Annotated in this window: 21 protein-coding genes and 2 tRNA genes; 18 read left to right on the top strand and 5 right to left on the bottom strand. The window is 69.4% G+C overall.

All coding sequences use genetic code 11. From position 1 onward, the window contains the following. The 3 genes from QOL99_RS06165 to QOL99_RS06155 all read right to left on the bottom strand — a co-directional run. Positions 1-305 (bottom strand): DUF7092 domain-containing protein (locus QOL99_RS06165; protein WP_456318845.1); only part of this gene is annotated, 305 nt, incomplete at its 3' end. Further along, positions 305-1,465 carry a YjgN family protein gene (locus QOL99_RS06160; RefSeq protein WP_285522307.1) on the bottom strand — a complete coding sequence of 387 codons (1,161 nt, stop codon included), beginning with the start codon at positions 1,463-1,465 and terminating at the stop codon, positions 305-307. The genes QOL99_RS06160 and QOL99_RS06165, both read right to left, overlap by 1 nt. Before the next feature lie 211 nt (positions 1,466-1,676). Continuing rightward, positions 1,677-1,952, bottom strand: a complete 276-nt coding sequence (locus QOL99_RS06155; protein WP_285522305.1) for a cold-shock protein — start codon at positions 1,950-1,952, stop codon at positions 1,677-1,679. Between the two features lie 614 nt (positions 1,953-2,566). Between QOL99_RS06155 and QOL99_RS06150 the strand changes: the two genes are divergently transcribed. From QOL99_RS06150 to QOL99_RS06135, 4 genes are all read left to right on the top strand, one after another. Then, positions 2,567-2,863, top strand: coding sequence for a hypothetical protein (locus tag QOL99_RS06150; RefSeq protein WP_326522576.1), 297 nt, complete (start codon positions 2,567-2,569; stop codon positions 2,861-2,863). Then, on the top strand, positions 2,860-3,663 hold the full coding sequence (locus QOL99_RS06145; RefSeq protein ID WP_285522303.1) for a hypothetical protein: 804 nt from the start codon (positions 2,860-2,862) through the stop codon (positions 3,661-3,663). Before QOL99_RS06150 ends, QOL99_RS06145 begins: the two co-directional genes overlap by 4 nt. Positions 3,664-3,728: 65 nt before the next feature. Next, positions 3,729-4,160: a hypothetical protein gene (locus QOL99_RS06140; RefSeq protein ID WP_285522301.1), complete on the top strand. Its 432-nt coding sequence runs from the start codon at positions 3,729-3,731 to the stop codon at positions 4,158-4,160. Continuing rightward, a complete protein-coding gene (locus tag QOL99_RS06135; protein WP_285522300.1) occupies positions 4,157-4,495 on the top strand; it encodes an RNHCP domain-containing protein in 339 nt (112 codons plus the stop codon). Before QOL99_RS06140 ends, QOL99_RS06135 begins: the two co-directional genes overlap by 4 nt. A 100-nt stretch (positions 4,496-4,595) precedes the next feature. Here QOL99_RS06135 and QOL99_RS06130 read toward each other — a convergent pair whose 3' ends face one another. Further along, entirely contained in the window at positions 4,596-5,375 is a 780-nt protein-coding gene (locus tag QOL99_RS06130) for a substrate-binding periplasmic protein (protein ID WP_285522299.1), read from the bottom strand. Positions 5,376-5,576: 201 nt separating this feature from the next. Between QOL99_RS06130 and QOL99_RS06125 the strand changes: the two genes are divergently transcribed. The 11 genes from QOL99_RS06125 to QOL99_RS06075 all read left to right on the top strand — a co-directional run bounded on the left by QOL99_RS06125 (position 5,577) and on the right by QOL99_RS06075 (position 16,477). Next, a complete protein-coding gene (locus QOL99_RS06125; protein WP_285522298.1) occupies positions 5,577-5,750 on the top strand; it encodes a hypothetical protein in 174 nt (57 codons plus the stop codon). Beyond that, entirely contained in the window at positions 5,747-6,703 is a 957-nt protein-coding gene (locus QOL99_RS06120; RefSeq protein WP_285522297.1) for an MBL fold metallo-hydrolase, read from the top strand. Before QOL99_RS06125 ends, QOL99_RS06120 begins: the two co-directional genes overlap by 4 nt. Continuing rightward, entirely contained in the window at positions 6,703-7,965 is a 1,263-nt protein-coding gene (gene purD, locus QOL99_RS06115; protein ID WP_285522296.1) for a phosphoribosylamine--glycine ligase, read from the top strand. The genes QOL99_RS06120 and purD overlap by 1 nt, the downstream gene beginning before the upstream one ends. 87 nt (positions 7,966-8,052) lie before the next feature. Further along, positions 8,053-8,135: transfer RNA gene (locus tag QOL99_RS06110), tRNA-Leu, on the top strand. 98 nt (positions 8,136-8,233) lie between these two features. Next, on the top strand, positions 8,234-8,458 hold the full coding sequence (gene secG, locus QOL99_RS06105; RefSeq protein ID WP_285522294.1) for a preprotein translocase subunit SecG: 225 nt from the start codon (positions 8,234-8,236) through the stop codon (positions 8,456-8,458). A gap of 350 nt (positions 8,459-8,808) precedes the next feature. Further along, positions 8,809-10,569, top strand: a complete 1,761-nt coding sequence (locus tag QOL99_RS06100; RefSeq protein ID WP_285522293.1) for an ABC transporter substrate-binding protein — start codon at positions 8,809-8,811, stop codon at positions 10,567-10,569. Positions 10,570-10,650: 81 nt separating this feature from the next. After that, complete coding sequence (locus QOL99_RS06095) at positions 10,651-11,631, top strand: ABC transporter permease (RefSeq protein ID WP_285522291.1); 981 nt, start codon at positions 10,651-10,653, stop codon at positions 11,629-11,631. An 11-nt stretch (positions 11,632-11,642) separates the two neighbouring features. Then, positions 11,643-12,776, top strand: a complete 1,134-nt coding sequence (locus tag QOL99_RS06090; protein ID WP_285522290.1) for an ABC transporter permease — start codon at positions 11,643-11,645, stop codon at positions 12,774-12,776. A 128-nt stretch (positions 12,777-12,904) separates the two neighbouring features. Continuing rightward, positions 12,905-13,951: an ABC transporter ATP-binding protein gene (locus tag QOL99_RS06085; protein WP_285522288.1), complete on the top strand. Its 1,047-nt coding sequence runs from the start codon at positions 12,905-12,907 to the stop codon at positions 13,949-13,951. After that, on the top strand, positions 13,948-15,003 hold the full coding sequence (locus tag QOL99_RS06080; protein ID WP_285522287.1) for an ABC transporter ATP-binding protein: 1,056 nt from the start codon (positions 13,948-13,950) through the stop codon (positions 15,001-15,003). The genes QOL99_RS06085 and QOL99_RS06080 overlap by 4 nt, the downstream gene beginning before the upstream one ends. 190 nt (positions 15,004-15,193) lie before the next feature. Beyond that, the gene (locus QOL99_RS06075; protein ID WP_285522284.1) at positions 15,194-16,477 is read left to right on the top strand and encodes a DUF4139 domain-containing protein; all 1,284 of its coding nucleotides are present in this window, start codon (positions 15,194-15,196) and stop codon (positions 16,475-16,477) included. Between the two features lie 76 nt (positions 16,478-16,553). On the opposite strand, the gene QOL99_RS06070 is transcribed toward QOL99_RS06075, so the two are convergent. Beyond that, positions 16,554-17,435, bottom strand: coding sequence for a prephenate dehydratase (locus tag QOL99_RS06070; protein ID WP_285522283.1), 882 nt, complete (start codon positions 17,433-17,435; stop codon positions 16,554-16,556). 52 nt (positions 17,436-17,487) lie between these two features. Here QOL99_RS06070 and QOL99_RS06065 point away from each other — a divergent pair, with 52 nt between their 5' ends. The 3 genes from QOL99_RS06065 to QOL99_RS06055 all read left to right on the top strand — a co-directional run. Continuing rightward, a complete protein-coding gene (locus QOL99_RS06065; RefSeq protein WP_285522281.1) occupies positions 17,488-18,906 on the top strand; it encodes an amidase family protein in 1,419 nt (472 codons plus the stop codon). Between the two features lie 332 nt (positions 18,907-19,238). Next, a tRNA-Val gene (locus QOL99_RS06060) sits at positions 19,239-19,313 on the top strand. A gap of 373 nt (positions 19,314-19,686) precedes the next feature. After that, positions 19,687-20,242: MFS transporter (locus QOL99_RS06055; protein ID WP_285522279.1), on the top strand; the 556-nt coding region annotated here is incomplete at its 3' end.

Genomic DNA, 20,242 nt, shown 5'->3' with positions numbered 1-20,242 from the left:
GCCCAGCGCGACTCCAGCCGCCGCACCCCGCCCAGGCCCCGGTTGCGGCCCAGCCGGGCTTCCAGCGCGGTGACGGCCGCGTCGTCGCGCGTCTCGAAGCGCGAGCCGTCCGGGAACTTCAGCACGCGCGGCAGCCCCGGCACGGGCGGCTCGATCTGCACCTGCGCGGGGGGCCAGGACGTCTGCGGGGCGTCTTGCAGGTGCAGGGTCACATGGTCGCGCTGCACCTCCAGCGTGGCGGGGTGGGGACGGCTGCTGCGCCCGTCGAAGGCGCGGCCCTCCACTCTGAGGTCGGGGGGCGTCATCAGAATCCCAGGTCGATGTCGAGCAGTTCGGTGGCGGCCTCGCCCAGCGCGTCCTCGCCCGGCGTCACGCCTGCGCTGAAGGAGTCCAGCCCCACCAGCGCCCGCACCTGCATCCCCGAGAGCACGTACCGCGCCCGCCGCACCGCCGCCCAGGGGGTCGCCAGTCCCAGCGTCAGGACCTGCAAGGCGGTGTTCGACACCCCGATCCACACCAGCCGCCACGGGCTGAAGGTGGCCCCGGTGCGGACCACGCCGCCGACCTCGACCCGGTTCAGCACCAGCCGCAGGGTGGCCGCCCGCACGTACTGCCACGCCACCCCGTACAGCGCGAGCACCAGCAGATAGCCGACCGCCAGAGAGACGAGAAACGTGGGCGCCAGGAACTCCTCCTCGGACTGCGGGACGGCCAGCACCCCGGCTCCGAACAGGGCCCCGATCAGCGGCACCGCCAGCAGCAGCCCGCCTCCCAGCGTGAGGGCCACTCCCGTCAGGCCGATGAGGTAGAACTCACCCGTGTCGCCCCGGAACCGCGCCCGCGCCGTGCCGTAGGCGGCCCCGTCCACCTGGTAGCGCCGCTGCAGGAACCACGCGAAGGGCAGCGCCAGCCCGCCCGACAGCAGCGCGGCCACGTTGCCCAGCCCGTAGCTCGCGTAGGCGCCCCCGGCCCGCCCGTGGTGCCGGAACCTCAGGCCCCGGTGGGTGGTGCTGACGGCCAGAAAGCGCAGCGACTTCATCACCAGCCAGGGATACAGCGCGAAAAACAGCAGCGCGATGGCTCCCGCCACGTACTCCCACCCGCTGAACTGAAACTGGCTCGCCAGCGTGTAGGCCAGAAAAAAGGCCCCCACCACCAGGTAGCCCCGCAGCAGCGCCAGCGGCCGGGCGGTGTACTCGAAATTTGCCCCGTCCAGCCAGGTGTGCCCGTAGAAATACTGCCGCTGCCGCACCCGCGCCCAGGGCAGGTACAGCCCCAGCGTCACGGTGGTCAGCGCCGTGTTCACGATCCAGAGCCGGAAGTACTCGCCCGCCTGACCGGTAAAGGCAAAGGCGTGGGTGGTGACGGGCGACGCCGCCTGCAGGTCTGCCGTCTCTGCGGGCTGGAGGCTGCCGGGCGGGGCGGCGTGGCGGCCCAGCGGCACGGAAGGCGGCGCGTCGGTCATGCCCCATGCTACGGGGCGGCGCGGCGGGGGAGGGCCGCAAGTCCCACACCGCCCTCCCCGGGCTGGGAAACCCGGCTCAGCCCGGGGGGACCGGGACGGGGCGATTCAAGACAGGGCAACCCACACACGGGATAAAAACACACAGGGCAATCCACACAAGGAAGGAGCGGACGCACGTGGCGCCCGCCCCCCGAACCTGGAAGGGTCCGGCTTACCAGCGGCTTCCGCCCCGGTTGCCGCCGCCGTAGCCGCCCTGATCGCCCATGGGCGCGGGCGCGGCGTTGGTCACCACGACGTTCTTGGCCTGGGGGCCCTTGCTGCCCTGCCCGGCCTCGACCTCGAACTCGACCTCGTCGCCCTCGTTGAGCTTGCGGAAACCGCCGCTCTGGATGGCGCTGTAATGCACGAACACGTCGGGGTTGCCCGGGTGCTCGAGAAAGCCGTATCCCTTTTCCACGTTGAACCACTTCACACGACCTTGAGCCATAACTCTCCTTGCATCTTCACCAACGTCACCCGGGCGAGCGGCCCTCTGGGCGGCTGCCGGTGCGGTGGGGGAAGCGGGGGAAGACGGGGCGATTATCGCACGGCCCCGCCCCGGACAGGGCCGCAGAGGCGCCGCCCCCCCTGCGGCCCCCGCCCCCTATACTCGGTCCAGACGTCTCTCGCCCGCCCCTCTCTGGCCTGCCCCCCTGCTCCCGCTCCCGCCTGCTCCCTGTCCCGGAGGCTTCCCATGCCGCTCTACGCCCTTGCCGACCTTGTTCCCGACCTTCATCCCGGCGCGTGGGTGGCGCCCAGCGCCGACCTGACGGGCGCGGTGTCGGTGGGCGAGGGGGCCAGCGTGTGGTTCGGCGTGGTGGCGCGGGGCGATATCGAACCCATCGTGATCGGGCCGCGCTGCAACGTGCAGGACGGCGCCGTGCTGCACACCGACGAGGGCCACCCCTGCACCCTGGAAGAAGACGTGACGGTCGGGCACCGGGCAGTGGTCCACGGGGCGGTCTGCGAGGCCGGAAGCCTGGTCGGCATGGGCGCGGTGATGCTCAGCGGCTCGCNGTGCTGCACACCGACGAGGGCCACCCCTGCACCCTGGAAGAAGACGTGACGGTCGGGCACCGGGCAGTGGTCCACGGGGCGGTCTGCGAGGCCGGAAGCCTGGTCGGCATGGGCGCGGTGATGCTCAGCGGCTCGCGGCTGGGGCGCGGGGCGGTGCTGGGGGCGGGGGCGCTGCTGGCGGGGGGCCAGAGCGTGCCGGACGGCATGCTGGCCGTGGGGGTGCCTGCCCGGGTGGTCCGTGCAGCCGGGCCTCCCGACAACGCCGCCCGCTACGTGCAGCAGGCGGTCCGCTACCGACGCGAGGCCCGCCGCCTCCCCGACCCCGCCGGGGGCCAGCCGTGACCCTTCCCGGCGGGGCACCCCAGGAAGGTCCTGGGGAGGTCGTGCCCGAACTCGCGCCGATGTTTCCGGGCGCCGCGCCCTTTCTGGCCCGCTTCCTGCCGCACTCGCCGCCCACCCACACCGGGCTGGGCGTGCCCTTTTGCGACCTGCACGGGCTGCTGCGCCACTTTCATGACCAGAGCTGGTACGGGTACCTGCACGCGCAGCTCGGGGACCAGCACGCCGCCGTGCTGCTGTACGAGGGCCGGGCGGTCACGGCGGCCTCGGTCAGCGGGACGGGCGAGCAGGCGCTGGGTGACCTGCTGGGCCTCTACGAGCAGGGGGCGGTGCTGAGTGCCCATCCCCTCGCCCCGCTCCTGGCCCACGCCCTGAGCGGGGTGGGCAGCCGGGCCTGGAAGGTGGACGTGACGGGCGACTTTACCGGGCTGCACGTCTGCGCGGAGGGCGCGACCTTTTACGCGGGGGGAGCGGCGCTCGCCACCCTGCCCGTCACCCTGCCCTACGAGGGGGCCTTTCCCGCCCCGCTGCGGCCCCAGACGCTGATGCTCCCGCGCAGTCTGGCGGGGTGGGCGCACCAGCCCTACACCCTGACCCTGCGGGGCCGCGACGCCCTGCACCCCATCACCGACGTGCACCGCACCTTCCGGCTGGGGTATGGGCCGCTGGGTCTGGATTTCCTGCGGGCGCTGCGCGAGGGCCTGACCCCCGCCGAACACGCCCTGCGCGGCGACCTCGCCCTGCATGACCTCGAACCGCTGCTGGGCGAGTTCATCACCGGGGGCTTGGTGCGCGGCGAGTAGCGCCGGGGCCAGTGACGTTCGGCCAGTGACGTTCGGCCCCGTCCCCACGCCCCGCCTGTGCTGGAATGCGGGGCGTGACGCTTCCCCCCAGGCCCCCCTCTGCCCCCTCTGACCCGGCCCTCGCTGCGGGCCGCACGGCCACGCTGGCGGTGCTGGCGGGCCTGTTCATGCTGGCGACCACCCCCTTTCTGGGGCGGCTGGTGCAGGGCGAGACCGACCACCTCTTCCGCAACGTGGCCTACGCCCTCGCCACTGCCGCGCTGCTGTGGCAGGTGTGGCGCGGCAGCGTGTGGGCGTGGCGGCTGACGGTGGGCTTCAGCATCTTTTCCGGGCTGCTGGTGTTCATCGTGGGGATGCTGGCGGGCGTGAGCAACTGGCAGGGCTGGATCATCAGCCTGGCGGGGCTGGGGTTCATGGTGCTGGGGCTGTGCCTGGTCTCGGTGCCGGGCATCCGCGCCTTTCTGGACACGCGCTGGCGGGCGGGGGGCCGGGCATGAGCCGCCGCTTCACGGTGCAGGGCACCAACAACGCCTTCACCTGCGCCCACTGCGGGGCCGAGGTGCGGCCCCTGGGAAACGGCTCGGTCCGCAACCACTGCCCCGAATGCCTGCATTCGCTGCACGTGGACCTCCTGCCCGGCGACCGCGCCAGCGACTGCCACGGTGTGATGGAACCCGTGGGCGTCGAGCAGACCGGCAAGAAGGGCTGGGTGATCCTGCACCGCTGCCGCAAGTGCGGCTACCAGGGCCGCAACAAGGCCGCCCTCGACGACCCGGGCCAGCCGGACTCCTGGGACGTCCTCGTGGCCCTGAGCCGCCGGGCGCGGGAGTAAAGAGCTGCCGGGCAAGAGCTGCCGGGCGCGGCAGTAAAGACCTGCAAGGGGAGGGGGGGCCAGAGGCGATAGGCCCCGGCCCCCCCTCCATACACCGCGCTCAGCTCTTGCAGCGCACGTCCTTGCCGAAGTGCTTAGACGACAGGAAGGCGTAGCTGTTGGTGGCGAAATACGTCTGAATCGCCGCGTTCAGCGCGAGGCGGGTCGAGTCGTTGTCCTCGCGCACCATGAAGCCGATAGGCACGCTCCACAGTTCTGGCCCGAAGTAGACCTTGACCTTGGAGTAGTTGCGCTTGATGGCGGGTTCCATCACCGTGTAGGCGAAGGTCGCGTCCACCGCTTTGGTCAGGACCGCGAACAGCACGTCCCCGGTGGACTTGTACACCTTGACCTGCTTCTCGAAGGGGAGTTTCTGCACGTAGGAATGCATGATCGACCCGGCGCCGACACCGATGCTCCGGCCCGCGAGGTCGGTGTGCTTTTGCAGGGCCGGGTTCAGCGACGCCACCGACACGCCCGCGCAGGCGGTGGGCGTGGTGAAGTCCACCCTGTTCTCGCGGGTGCTCGTCACGCCCAGCGCCCCCACGGCCACGTCGGCGCGGTCGTCTTGCAGGGCCTTGATCAGCCCGTCGGCGGCGACCTTTTGCAGCTCGACCTTCAGGCCCAGCGAGGCCGCGACCGCCTGCAGCAGCTCGACCTCGTAGCCGGTGAAGCGGGTGCCGTCGGCCACCGTGAAGGGCGGCAGGTCGCCGGGGGTCGCCACGCGCAGCACGCCGCTCTGCTTGATCTGCGCGAGGGTGCGGGCCTCGGCCGCGTTCAGGCTGCTCAGGCCCGCCGCGAGGGCGAGGGTGGAGAGGAGAAACCGTCGGGTGGGAAACATGGGGCACGTCCTTTCGCAGGGGCCGCCGGGGAGAGGGCGGCCCGTGGGGGCTCTGGAGGGAAGCGGAGGAGGGCACGGGCCCAGCAGCTAGAACCTGCGGCTCCCGGGAGTGGCGTGAAGGCAAGCTAAAGAAGCGGGCCTGTCAAAATCCTGACGGCGCGGGGTGGGGGCGGGCGGGGCTGGCCGTATTACACTCGCCGCATGGCTCTGTGGCTGGTGGTGGCTTTTATCGTGCTCAGCGCGTCCCTGATCCTGGCGCTCTCCTACGGCCCGCTGAAGGTGGCGGCGAACGTGCGGACGGTGCGGACCTTCGCCGCCGTGCAGTACCTCGCGGCAGCGGTGCTGGCCGGTGCCCGGCTGACGGGGCAGGCATGAGCGCCCCCACCACGGGCCTCGTTGCCTCCGGTGCCTGGGTCATCGACCTGCAGTTTCAGGAGCAGGCGGGCGTGATCGCCTCCTACGCCCTCGACACCGGGGACGGGCTGGCGCTGGTGGACGTGGGACCGGGCAGCACCCTGGGGGCGCTGGAGGCGGGGCTGGCGGGGCACGGTGCCTCGCTCGCCGACGTGCGCCACGTCCTGCTGACCCACATCCACCTCGACCACGCGGGGGCGGCGGGCACGCTGCTGGAGCGCGTTCCCCGCGCCCGCACCTATGTCCACGAGCGGGGCGCGGCCCACCTCTCGCGGCCCTCGCGCCTGCTGGCGAGCGCCGCCCAGATCTACGGCGACCAGATGGAGCGGCTGTGGGGCGAGATGCGGCCCATCGAGCCTGACCGCCTGACCGTTCTCTCCGGCGGCGAGGGCCTGCGCCTCGGCCAGCTGGAGGGTCAGGCCCTCGCCACCCCCGGCCACGCGGTCCACCACCTCGCCTACCACCTCGGGGACGACCTCTTCGTGGGCGACGTGGGGGGCATCCGCCTGGACGCCCGCCAGACGCCCCGCGCCCCCACCCCGCCGCCCGACATCGACCTCCCGGCGTGGCGGCGCAGCGTGGAGGTGCTGCGCGCCCGTGACGCCCGCACCCTGTCGCTGGCGCACTTCGGCAGCTACCCGCAGGAGGCGGCCCACTGGGACGGGCTGCTGGACACCCTGGAACGCGACGCCGCCCTGGTGGGGGAGGGGCTGGGCGCCGGACAGGGCCTGGAGGAGATCACCGAACGCTTCACCGAGCACCTCTTCGCGGACCTCGAAGCCCAGGCGCCCGGCCTGCCTGAGCGCTTCGGCTTCGCCTGCCCTCCCTGGATGAGCGTGCAGGGCCTCGCCCGGTACTGGGGCCGGGCCGCTGCCCGGGGCGGGAGTGAGGGCACCCGGGGCGAGGAGGGGTGATGCGCGTCCTTGTCGTGGGTGGGGGAGGCCGCGAGCACGCCGTCGTGGACGCCTGCGCCCGGTTCGGCCACGAGGTGCTGTGCACCCCCGGCAATCCCGGTATCGCCGCCCAGGCGCGGGTGATCGCCAGCCCGCAGGACCCCGGCGCGCTGGCCGACCTCGCCGTCCGGGAGGGGGCAGACGTGGTGATCGTGGGGCCGGAGGCGTATCTCGGCGCCGGGCTGGTGGACGCCTGTCAGGCGCGGGGCGTTCCTGCCTTCGGCCCCACGCGGGCCGCCGCCCGACTGGAAACCGACAAGGCATGGAGCAAGGCGTTCATGGAGCGCCACGGCATCCCCACCGCCGCCTACCGCGCCTTTTCCGAACTGGGGGCGGCCCTGGCCTACGCGCGGGCCCAGCCTCTCCCGCTGGTCGTCAAGGACGCGGGCCTGCGGGCGGGCAAGGGGGTCACGGTGGCCCGGACGCGCGACGGGGCAGAGGCGGCCCTGCGCGACATTTTCGCCCAGCCGGACGCGCAGGCGGTGGTCGAAGCGTTCATGACCGGGCAGGAGGTCAGCATTCTGGCCCTCACCGACGGCGAACGCTATGCCCTGACCCCGCCCAGTCAGGACCACAAGACCATCGGTGAAGGCGACACCGGCCCCATGACCGGCGGCATGGGCGTGATCTGCCCCTTTCCGCTGGGGGAGGGCGACCTCGCCTTCATCCGCCGCGAGATCGTGGAGCGGACGCTGGCGGGCCTGCGGGCCGAGGGCCTGCGCTTTTGCGGGGTGCTGTATGCCGGGCTGATGCTCACGCCGCAGGGTCCGCGCGTGGTCGAGTTCAATGCCCGGTTCGGCGACCCCGAGGCCGAGGCGGTGCTGCCCCTGCTCGCCTCCGACCTCGCCGGGCACGCGCTGGAGGCGGCGCGGGGGCAGCTGGACCCGGGTCAGGTGCACTTCCGGGACGGGGCGAGCGCGGTCGTCATTCTGGCGGCTCCCGGCTACCCGGCTGACCCCCAGCGCGACATTCCGCTGGGGCTGCCTGGCCCCGGCCCCGGCGAGGTGATCTACCACGCGGGCACGGCCCTGCAGGGGGGCCAGCTGGTCAGTGCGGGCGGGCGCGTGCTGGCAGTCACGGCCACCGCGCCGACGCTGGAGGCCGCGCTGGGCCACGCCTACGCGCTGGCGGACCGGGTGGAGTTTCCGGGCGCCCAGCTTCGGCGCGATTTGGGCTCTAGGCTGGGGCTGGGCTCTAGGCTGGGGCTGGGCCTGCGGCGGTGACCGGGCGGCTGGGATTGCGCCCCGGCGCTGCCACGCGCTAGCATCCCGGCTGGCCCACCTTCCCAGGGGCGCCGTTCAGATGTCCGGGCCGATGTGGCGGAATTGGTAGACGCACCCGACTCAAAATCGGACGGGAGACCGTAGGGGTTCGAGTCCCCTCATCGGCACCACCCCCAGCACCACTGCTCTCGGCACCACTGTGCCTTGCTGCCCTGTGTTCCTTGCTGCTCTGACAGCCGCTTTCAGCCGCTTTTCCCGAGGTCCATCCATGATCCTGACCCTGTTCATCATCCTGTTCGCCCTCGTTTGCGTGGGGCTGGTCTTTTTTATCCTGCTTCAGGTGCCCAAGCAGGCCGGGCTCTCGGCCAGCATGGCGTCGGGTGGCTCGCTGCTGGGCGGGCGCGGCGTCGAGGGGGGGCTGATCCGGGTGACAAGTGTCCTGGGTGGCCTCTTCATGCTGCTCGCGCTGCTGATCAACGTCGTTTCCCGCTGATCGCCTCCTGATTTTTTATGAGCCGCCTGAGTGAATAGGCGGCTTTTGCTATTCAATCCGGGCGAGCCGGCAACCCATCCGCGTCAGCCCGCTTTTCCTGTGCCAGGCAGGAATCTCCCCACCAGGGCGAAAAGTTCACAGGATGACACTGGCTGACGGTGCTGTGAATAGGCTGTGATTAGACATTCATCGTTGTATGGCAGGGGCTTGACCTTGAGCAAACCTTGTCGCTAGAGTGACCGCGCTGGAATCCCTCAAATGGCCTAGGTCGAACGGCTCATCTGGTGTACCGCCAGATGGTGTTCACGTACCCAGATTTCCAGATGCAGCTCCCTTTCAGGAGGCACCACATGAAGAAAGCCCTTTTCGTTGCGCTCGCCATGACCGTCGGTTCCGCCGCCTCTGCTGCTCCCTTCGTCTGGCCCGCCGCCTGGACCGGTGAGCAGAACACCGCCAACAAGCGCGGTGGCGAGTACCGTGATTTCACCATCTCGGACTTCAAGACCTTCAACCCCTTCACCTCGGCCGAGGCCACCAGCATTCCCGGCACAATGGAAGACGGCGCGGGCCTGTTCATTCAGGACCCCCGCAACGACGACTTCATCCCCTACATGGCTGACGCGGCTCCTACCGTCAGCAACGGGGGGCGGCGCTTCGTCGTCAAGATCCGTCAGGGCATGAAGTTCAGCGACGGTCAGGCCATCACCGCCGACGACTGGGTCACCACGGCGACCATCCACAAGGATGACAAGGTCGGCAGCAACAGCTTCGACTCCTTCCGTCTGGCGGGCAAGCCCATCACGGTCAAGAAGATCGACACCTACACCCTGCAGTTCGACTTCCCGCAGGTCAGCTCCACCGCCTACGGCATCATGAGCTACGCGCCCTGGCCTGATCACATCTTCGGTGCGGCGTACCGCTCGGGCGGCGCCGAGGCTGTCAAGAAGCTCTGGACGCTGGGCACCCCCACCAGCCAGATCGTCTCGCCGGGCACCTGGGTGCTGGACACCTACCGCGCGGGCGAGCGGGCCGTGTTCAAGAAGAACACCAACTGGGGCGAGTGGAACAAGGACAGCCGTGGTCAGGCGCTGCCTTACCTCAACAACTACTCGCTGCGGATTGTGGCTGACCAGAACGCCGGTCTGGCCGCGTACCTGGCCGGTCAGATCGACAGCTTCGGCCCCCGCAACGCCGACGACCTCGCGCAGATCAAGCGGGCCATCGACGCCAACCGTCTCCAGGCGGTGCTGCTTCCCAACGTCAGCCCGCAGGCGACCAGCCAGTGGATCACCTTCAACTGGAACAAGGCGGGCGATCCCTTCAAGCAGAAGCTCTTCCGTGACGTGCGCTTCCGCCGCGCGATGAGCCACATCGCCAACCGCAAGGCGATGGTGGACCTCGCCCTGGGTGGTCTGGGCAGCGAGACGTACTACAGCGTCTACCCGATCTTCCGTCAGCAGATCTCGGCGGGTGCGAGTGCGCCCAAGTACCCCTACAACCTCCAGGCCGCGACCAACCTGCTGCGCCAGATGGGCTTCACCAAGAAGAACGCGCAGGGCTACCTGGTGGACGGCAGCGGCAAGGTGCTGGAGTTCAACCTCTCCACCAACTCGGGCAACACCGTCCGTGAGCAGCTCGGCCGCATCTTTGCCGACGAAGCCAAGAAGGTCGGCGTGAAGGTCAACTTCACTCCCATCGACTTCAACAACCTCGTCAACCAGCTCACCTCCAAGGGCGCGAACCGTCCCTTCGACGCGATCCTGTTGGGCCTGGCTAACGGCAGCAACGTGTGGCCCTTCGGCGTGAACACCGTGCCCTGCGGCGGCAACCTGCACTCCTACAACAACCCCACCAACGGGGCGTGCCTGACCTCGCAGGAAACCCTGATGACCAAGCTGTACTACCAGGGTGACGCCACGCTGGATGCGGCCCGCCGCCGTGCCATCGGTGCCCAGCTGATGAAGACCGAGGCTGAGCTGCAGCCCGTCATCTACCTGGTCGGTAGCAACTACCACGTCACGTTCAACAACCGTGTCGGTGGCGAGCGTGCCCGCAACCAGATGGACGCCTACTACGGTAGCCGCGTGCTGCCCCTGACCTTCATCAAGTAACCTCCCGCCCGCACGTTTCTCGGGGGGTGGCTCGCCTGCGCGGGCTGCCCCCCCTTCTCGTGAATTCTCAGGAGCGCTCCAATGATTCCATTTCTCCTGCGGCGGCTGGTTCAGTCCATTCCGACGCTGCTGCTCGCCAGCGTGCTGATCTTTTTCGTGATTCAGCTGGCGCCCGGCGATTTTCTGACGCCTGCCAGACTCAATCCGGGCATCAGCCCCGAACAGCTCGAGAACCTGTCGCGCAACTTCGGGCTCGACCGCCCGGTCTGGGAACAGTACCTCCGCTGGATGGGCAACATGCTCCAGGGAGATTTCGGCCTGTCTTTCCAGTACCAGCAGCCGGTGCTGGACGTGGTCTGGCCACGCATCAAGAACTCGATGTGGCTGGTGCTGCTCAGCACGCTGCTGTTTTACGCCATCGCCATTCCCATCGGGGTGTACGGCGCGATCCGGCAGAACTCGCTGGGCGACAAGTCGATCAATGTGGTGCTGTACTTCCTGCTGGGCTTTCCCAGCTTCTTCCTGGCACTGATCGTGATCTACTTCATTTTGCTGGCCCGCGACGCGACCGGGCTGGACATCCCGGTGGGTGGCATGACCAGCAACAACTACGACGCCCTGTCGGCCCCGGGCCGGGTGTGGGACGTGCTCAAGCACCTGATTATTCCCGCCGTGGTGCTGGCCGTGTCCGACGCTGCTGGGCTGACCCGCGTGATCCGGGGGCAGATGCTGGAAGTGATGCGCTCGGACTACGTGCGGACGGCGCGGGCCAAGGGCGTCAGCGAACGCAGCGTGATCTGGAAGCACACCTTCCGCAACGGCATCCTGCCCATCGTGGCGGGCATCGGTGGCCTGCTCCCGGCGGCAATCAGTGGGGCCGGATTCATGGAAGTGGTGTTCGCCTATCCGGGTGTGACGCCCATGCTGCTCACAGCCATCGGCACCCAGGACCTGTACCTGATCGCGGGCTTTAACGTGATCACCACCATCTTGCTGATCATCGGCAATGCCATCAGCGACCTGCTCCTCGCCGTGGTCGATCCGCGCGTGAAGGTGGCCTGAGGAGTCCTGGTATGACGATCACCGCACCCACCAAGGCCCCCCGGGCCAGAGGCCAGTCCCAGTTCTCGGTCGCCTGGTCGCAGTTTCGCAAGAACCGCCTCGCGCAGATCGGCGGCGTGTTCCTGATCCTGCTTTACCTGATGGCGATTTTCGGGCCCTTCCTGGCGCCGGACGGGTTGTCGACCTACTCGACGACCAACATCACCCGCTTCCACCCGCCCACGCCCATCCAGTTCCGTGACCCGGAGACGGGGGCCTTTACCCGGCCCTTCGTGTACCAGTACGGCCAGGAACTCAATCTGGACACGTTCGTCAACGAGTACCGCCCGACAGACACGCGCTGCCCCATCTACTTCGGGGTGCGCGGGGACGAGTACCGCCTGCTGGGGCTGATTCCGGGCAACATCCACCTGTTCGGCACCGGGCAGGAGAGCCCCGACTGCAACGTTTACCTGATGGGCGGCGAGGCGCTGGGGCGTGACCTGTTTACCCGCATCATGTACGCCTCGCAGATTTCCCTGACCATCGGCGTGGGGGCGGTCCTGATCTCGACGGTGATCGGCCTGCTGATGGGGGCGATGGCCGCGTTCTTCGGCGGCATCGTGGACACCCTGATCATGCGTCTGGTCGAGGTGCTGTCTGCCATCCCGGGCCTCTTCTTGCTGATCATGCTGCGGTCGGTGTTTCCGCAGGACATCAACCCGATCTTCGCGCTGTACATGATTCTGGGCCTGCTGGCCTTGATCAGCTGGGGCGGCCTGGCCCGCGTGACACGGGGGCAGTTGCTGAGCGTGCGGGAACTGGATTTCGTGTCGGCAGCCCAGGCCCTGGGCGCGGGCAACAGCCGCATCATGATCCGGCACATGCTGCCGACCATGACCACCTACGTGATCGTGGGCCTGAGCCTCGGGATTCCTGCGGCCATCCTGGGCGAGTCGGGCCTGAGCTTCCTGGGGATCGGCGCGGTCGAACCCTACGTCTCGTGGGGCAGTCTGCTCGCGCAGGCGCAGGAAGGCGGCTTTTCCAGCATCACCCAGCGGCCCTGGGTGCTGATTCCGGGCTTTTTCATCGTGTTCACGGTGATGGCCTTCCAGTTGCTGGGAGACGGGCTGCGCGACGCCTTCGACCCGCGCAAGCGGTCGTGAGCGCTGCGGCTTCGTAAGACTTCTGACGGCGCCGCCCCATCTGCACGCGGGGCGGCGTCACTTTTGCCCGGTGATCCCTGTATGATGACGGGCGTGTTCCGCAACGTGGCGCAGGAGATGGAGGAAAGATGACCCATCAGGGTGAGGTTCTGCTGGCCGTCAATGGCCTGAAGACGTACTTCAACACCGACGACGGTGTGGTGAAGAGTGTGGACGGGGTGACCTTCCACATCAAAAAGGGCGAGACGCTCGCGGTGGTGGGGGAGTCGGGCTCGGGCAAGAGCGTGACCAGCCTCAGCATCATGCGCCTGATCCCGATGCCCCCCGGCGAGATCAAGGACGGCGAGATCCTGTTTACCGGCAAGGACGGGGTGCAGAGAAACCTCGTGACCCTGCCGGAAGCCGAGATGCGCCGCATTCGCGGCAACGACATCTCGATGATCTTTCAGGAGCCGATGACCAGTCTCAACCCGGTGTACACCATCGGGGACCAGATCGGCGAGGCGGTCATGCTGCACCAGGGCAAGACCAAGCGCGAGTCGCTGGAGGTCGCCACCGAGATGCTGCGGCTGGTGGGCATTCCCGCGCCTGAAAAGCGCGTGAACGAGTACCCCCACCAGATGTCGGGCGGAATGCGTCAGCGCGTGATGATCGCCATGGCGCTGTCGTGTAACCCGGCCCTGTTGATCGCGGACGAGCCGACCACCGCGCTCGACGTGACCATCCAGGCGCAGATTCTGGACCTGATGCGCAAGCTGCAGCAGGAAATCGGCATGAGCATCCTGTTCATCACCCACAACCTCGGGGTGGTCGCCGAGATGGCCGACCGGGTCGTGGTGATGTACGGCGGGCGCGTGGTCGAGGAAGGCGACGTGGTCGAGATTTTCAAGGCGCCGCGTCACCCCTACACCATGGGGCTGCTCAACTCGATTCCCCGCGCCGGGGACGCCGCGCACGTGCCGGGCCAGCCCAAGCAGCGGCTGGAGGCCATTCCGGGCAACGTGCCCAACCCGCTGAACCTGCCGCCCGGCTGTCCCTTCGAGCCGCGCTGCAAGTTCGCGGTGGAGGCGTGCAGCGAGGCGGTGCCGCCGCTGTTCGACACGGGCGGCGGCCACATGGCCCGCTGCATCCGCTGGCAGGAGTTCGAGCAGGCCCAGGTTGAGGTGAACGCATGACCCGCACGGTGATTACCGCTGACCCCGGCGACGTGTCGGTGGCCGCCCAGACGCCCGGCGTGGTCGCCGCGCCCCAGACGGCCGAGACGCTGCTGGAGGTCAACAACCTCGAGAAGTACTTTCCCATCCGGGGCGGGCTGCTCTCGCGGGTGGTCGGCAACGTCAAGGCCGTCAACGACGTGTCCTTCAAGCTGGGGCGCGGCGAGGTGGTCGGGCTGGTGGGCGAGTCGGGCTCCGGCAAGACGACCGCCGGACGCGCGATTCTGCGCCTGATCGAGCCGACCGGCGGGCAGGTCCTGTTCAACGGCACCGACATCACCCGGCTCTCCAAGGGCCAGATGCGTGACTACCGCCGGGAGATGCAGATCATCTTCCAGGACCCCTTCGCTTCCCTGAACCCGCGCATGACGGTGTCGGACATCATCGGCGAGGCGATGCAGATTCATAATCTGCACCCCGGCAAGGACCGCGTCGACCGTATCGCGGAACTGCTCGCCAAGGTGGGCCTGCGCCCCGAGCACATGCGCCGCTACCCCCACGAGTTCTCGGGCGGGCAACGCCAGCGCATCGGGATCGCGCGGGCGCTGGCGGTGAACCCGTCGTTCATCGTGGCCGACGAGCCGGTCTCGGCGCTTGACGTGTCCATTCAGGCGCAGGTCGTCAACCTGCTGCAAGACCTTCAAGAAGAGCTGGGCCTGACGGTGCTGTTTATCGCGCACGACCTTGCCGTCGTGGAGTACATCTGCGACCGCATCATCGTGATGTACCTGGGCCGCGTGATGGAAATCGCGCCCAGCCGCGAGCTGAACACCAACCCCAAGCACCCCTACACCGAGGCGCTGCTCTCGGCCGCGCCCGTGCCCGACCCCACCGTCAAGCGCCAGCGCATCATCCTGGAAGGCGACATCCCCAGCCCGATCAACCCGCCCAGCGGTTGCGTCTTCCGAACCAGATGCCGCTACGCCATCGACGACTGCGCGAAGATCATCCCCGAGTTGCGCGAGGTGGGACCTCAGCACTTCAAGGCGTGTATCCGCGACGATATTCTGTAATTCTGTAATCGCTGCCCCACAGGGGCCGAGCAGAGCGAGAAAGGACAGGAGCACCGGGCCACCCCGGTGCTCCTGTCACATTGGTCGGTAGGGCCTCAGCTCTGGCCGGGGCCTTTTTTGCTGGCGGCTGGCTCCTGGCGACTGGCAGCTCTCTCACACTTCATCAGCCCCTACCCCGCAAGCTGCTCTCATGAAACAGCTTCTGACAGCGGCACTCGCGGCAGCCCTGGGTACGGCCTCGGCGGCGGACCTGCGCATCTACCCCAGCTTCACGGAAGTGCGCGAGCCGGTGCGGGCCACCGGAACCACCCTCACCGTCACGCTGCCTGAGGCGGCCTGGGCGGGCCTGATTCCGGGCACGCTGGACCTCGACGGACTGCCCTTCACCTCGGCGGTGCAGCGGCAGGACCCCAACTGGCTGGCCTCGCTGGAGGGCAAGACGGTGTTTCTCAAGCGCGGGGCCGAGGCGACCCAGCCCGTCACCCTGATCCGGGCGCGGGACCTGCTGGTGCGTGACGCGCAGGGGCGGTACCTGACCGCCCGTTACGAGGACCTCAGCTTCGACGTGGCGCCGCCCGTGAACCCGCTCTCGCCCACGCAGACGCTGACCTTCACGCTGCCGCAGGCGGGCGCGGGCACACTGGCCTACCTGACGCGGGGGGTGACGTGGGCGCCACGCTACACCCTGCGGGCGAGCAACCAGGGGGCCCAGCTCTCGGCGCTGGCCGACATCCGCAACGGCACCGACCTCGCCTATGACGTGAAGACGACGGAGCTGTACGCCGGGGACGTGGAGGTGCGGGGACAGCCGGTGCCTGCGCCCGCCGCGTTGTATAGCAACCGCGCCGAGGCTGCTGATACCGCCACGACTGCTGCCCCCACCATCAACTCCCAGGGCGAACTGCGTGGCCTTTACCGCTACGCCCTCTCCGCACCCTTTACCCTGCCCGCCAACAGTGTGGTCACGCTGCCCTTCCTGGCGCCCAGGCTGACGCAGTTCGAGCGGTACGCGGGCCTCAACACCTACTTCACCCCGCAGAACACCTCCGGCACGCTGAGCCGCTTTTACCGCCTGAAGGCCGACGAGCGGCTGCCCGGCGGCCTGATCACCGTGCGCGAGGAGGGGCGGCTGGTGGGCCAGACGAACATCCCCGAGACCGCGCAGGGTGGCCAGATCGAGTTCAGCCTCGGCAACGACCCTGATGTGCGGTACACCCGCGCCGTGCAGACGGTGAGCAGCGAACGCAACGCACAGGGCAACCCGGTCAAGACGACCTACCGGGTGACCTACACCTTCGAGAGCAGCAAGGACCGCGCCGTCCGCGCCGAGGTGACCGAGATCGTGGGGGGCCGCCGCATCGTGATCGACGCGGCCCCCGCCCGCCAGAACCAGGCCCGCGCCGAACTGCGGGTGGACGTGCCCGCCGGGGGCAAGGTGACGCGCAGCTTCACGGTGGCGGTGGACAACAGCTGAGGACGCCGCCGTCGCTCCTGAAACGGACCGGCCAGAGTGGGTGGTGAATACGGGCAGCCCACCCGGAGACAGAGCCTCAGCCGACCGTCTCCAGCGCCCTCGGATAGCTCCCGATGATCTTGGCGTAGCTCGCCTTTCTCAGCACCCCGGCCAGCGCCTGTGCCACCCCCGGATCGTGGGCCGAGCCCTCGATGTCCACGTAGATCAGGTAGCTCCAGGCGCGGTCCCGGCGCGGCCTCGACTCGATGCGCGAGAGGTTCAGGCCGCGCAACTCGCTGAGCGTCTCGACCAGGAAGCCGGGGGTGTGGCGCACCGCAAAGACGAGGCTGGTCTTGTGCGGCGCGTCCGAGGGCTCGGGTTCGCGCCGCGAGAGCAGCAGGAAACGGGTGAAGTTGAAGGGCTCGTCCTCGATCTCGCGGGCCAGGATGTCCAGCCCGTACAGCTCGGCGGCGCGGGCGGAGGCGATGGCGGCCTCGTCCCTCGCGCCCCGCGCGGCGAGGTCCTGGGCGCTTCCGGCGGTGTCGTGCGCGGCGACGGGTTGCAGGCCGTACCTGCGAATCAGCCCGGTGCACTGGTCAAGCGCGGGCTGCTGCGAGACGACCCGGCGAAGGTCCTCCAGCCGTACGCCCGGCAGCGCCATCAGGCAGTGAGAGACGCGCACGACGACCTCGCCCGCGACGTGCAGGTCGGTCTCGGCCAGCAGGTCGGTGGTCTGGTGAATCGCTCCCATCAGGCTGTTCTCGACCGGGAGGACGCCGTAGTCGGCCCCGCCCGCCTCCACCGCCGCCGCGACCTCGTGAAAGGTGGAAAAGCCGCGTGTGCCCACGTCCGCGTGGGGAATCCCGGCGCTTTCCAGCGCGTGCAGGGCCGCGATCTCCCCGTAGGCCCCCGGACGCCCCTGAAAGGCCACCCTGGGGGAGGGTCGCGTCTCCGCCGGACCTGTTCCTGGCGCTTGCATGACAGGCAGGCTAGCGTGCCTGCCCCTCGGCGGTGCGGCGTACACTGCCGGGGTGCTTCCCCTGACCCCCGATCCGGTGCTCGACCTCGACGCCGCCGCCCTCAGCGCCGCCACGCGCCGGGGCGACCTCACCGCGCTGGAGGTGACCCGCACCTACCTCACCCGGCTGCGGGCGCACAACCCCCGTCTGCGGGCCGTCATCACGGTCAATGAGGGGGCCGAGGCCGACGCCGAGCGCCTTGACGCCCTGCCCCCCGAGCGGCGCGGCCCGCTGCACGGCCTCCCCCTGCTGATCAAGGACAACATCGACGTGGCGGGGCTGCCCACCACCGCCGGAAGCCTGCTGATGACCCGGCACGTGCCCCGGCAGGACGCGCCGCTGGTGGCCCGGCTGCGGGCGGCGGGCGCGGTGATCCTGGGCAAGGCCAACCTGACCGAGTGGGCCAACTTCATGACGCTGGGGATGACGAACGGCTATTCCGGGGCGGGCGGACAGACGGCCAATCCCTGGGGTGAGGGCATCGACACGGGCGGGTCGTCGAGCGGGAGCGGCGTGGCAGTCGCCGCGCGGCTGTGCGTGGCGGCCGTCGGCACCGAGACGAGCGGCTCGATTCTCAGTCCAGCGCAGCAGAGCGGCGTGATCGGGCTCAAGCCCACGGTGGGCCTGATTCCGCGCACGGGCGTGGTGCCCATCTCACACAGCCAGGACACCGCCGGGCCGATCACCCGCTCGGTGCGCGACGCGGCCCTGCTCGCCGGGGTGATGGCCGGACCCGACGGGGCGGACGAGGCCAGCCGCCGCTTTCCGGTGCCGGGACTGGCCCTGCCCGAAGGGGCGCTGTCGGGCACCCAGATCGGCGTGATGCGCGAGCCTCCCGGCGGTCCCCTCTCCCCGGCGGAGGAGGCGGCCCTCGCCCGCGCCGAGGCCGCGCTCACCGAGGCTGGGGCCACCCTGCGGGACGTGACCCTGGACACGGCGACTGACCTGGGCGGCTGGCGGCTGGAGGTCCTGGTCTACGAGTTCAAGCACGACCTGAACGCCTACCTCGCCGGGGTGCAGGACGGCCCCCGCAGCCTCGCGGAGGTCATCGCCGGAAACGACGAGGACCCCGAACGCTTCCAGCGCTACGGACAGACGCTGCTGCACGCGGCCGAGGGCACGCGCGGCGACCTCTCGGAGCGGGCCTACCGGGAGGCGCGGGCACGGGACCTCGAACTCTCGCGGACGCGGGGCCTCGATCCACTCTTTGCCCAGGGCCTCGACGCGCTGCTGTGGCCGGGGCTGCGCGGCTACGCGGTGGGGGCCAAGGCCGGGTATCCCAGCGTGACGGTCCCGACCGGGCTGCACGGGGGCGCCCCGACCGGCGTGCTGCTGACCGGCCCGGCGGCGAGCGACGGCCGCGTGCTGGCGCTGGCGGCTGAACTGAACCTGCGGCTGGGCGGGGTGCAGTTTCCCCCTGACCCCAGCTGACCGCCAGAACGGACTGGGTGGGGGGCCGCTTGACCCCCTGCCCCGGACCGCCTTACAGAAAAGGGTCTGGGCGGATAGCCCAGGCCGTCCACAGGACGGCCAAGCTGAAGCGAAAGCGTGTTAAAATACGTGTGGGAAACGAAGGGAGAGCCAGAGCTGAAATGCCGCCTCCCCGGAGCAATCCGAGAATCCCATGCCCTCCGGGGCATTCGGGGCCGGGCAGGCCCATCAGGACAGAACGGAGTGGGTTGCCACATGCGTGTCCTGAGAAGCCCAGCGGATTTATCTGTGGGTATGTCACCATGCAGCGGCCCCACTTCACGGCGGCTCGGGGGCGGTTAGCTCAGTGGTAGAGCTTTCGCTTTACACGCGACGGGTCGGGGGTTCAAATCCCTCACCGCCCACCACGAACAGGACGAGACCCGGCCCACCCGCGAAGGGTGGGTTTCGTCTTGCAGCACCTGCCTCTGCGCCCTGACTTCCCCTTCGACACGCGGCACGGGAGTCGCCGGAACCGGAAGGGAAGGTGTGCGGCCGCACCAGAACGCCGCATCCCGGCCGGGGATGGCCTACGGGGAGCGGTCTAGAGCATTTGCCATAAGAATGCGGTGGGTTTCCGCATTCGTTGGCCGAGCGGAGCGAGCGAATTTAAAAAGAGCATTGGGCAGAATGGAGGCACCTGGGGCGACCTTCCCCGGGAGCCGTAATTCTGTCAAATGCTCTAGGCGAGGGGCGGCCCGGCATGCTTGCTCCTGGCCCCGGTATGCGAGGATGCGCCCCGTGTCTGCCGCCTCCGCCCTCCCCGTGCCTGCCCCGCCCCGCACCCTGGGGGCCGGGCTGCTGCTGACCGTCCTCGTCGTGGCGTTCGAGTCGATGGCGGTCGGCACCGTGCTGCCGCGCGTGGCCGACGAGTTGCAGGGGCTGGCCCTTTACGGCTGGGCGTCGAGCGCCTTTTTGCTCTCCAGCCTGTTCGGGGCCGTGCTGGGCGGCGTGCTGGCCGACCGCCGGGGGCTGATGTGGGGCGCCGGGTTCTCGCTGGCGGTGTTCGCCGCCGGGCTGCTGGTGGGCGGGCTGGCGCCGACCATGACGGGGTTCGTGCTGGGGCGGCTGATTCAGGGCCTGGGGGCGGGGGGGCTGGGGGCGCTGCCCTTCGCGGTGATCACCACCCGCTACCCGGAGGCGCAGCGGGCACGCATGCTCGCCGCCGTGTCCTCGGCCTGGCTGCTGCCCGCGCTGGTCGGCCCGCTGATCGCCAGCCTGATCGCGGACCTGTGGTCGTGGCGGGCCGTGTTCTGGGGGCTGGTGCCGGTCCTCGCGCTCGTCGCGCCGCTGTGCC

Origin of the sequence: Deinococcus rhizophilus (genome assembly GCF_030271215.1) — a bacterium.
Taxonomy (GTDB): Bacteria; Deinococcota; Deinococci; order Deinococcales; family Deinococcaceae; genus Deinococcus; species Deinococcus rhizophilus.
This window is presented reverse-complemented; position numbering and strand designations above follow the sequence as displayed.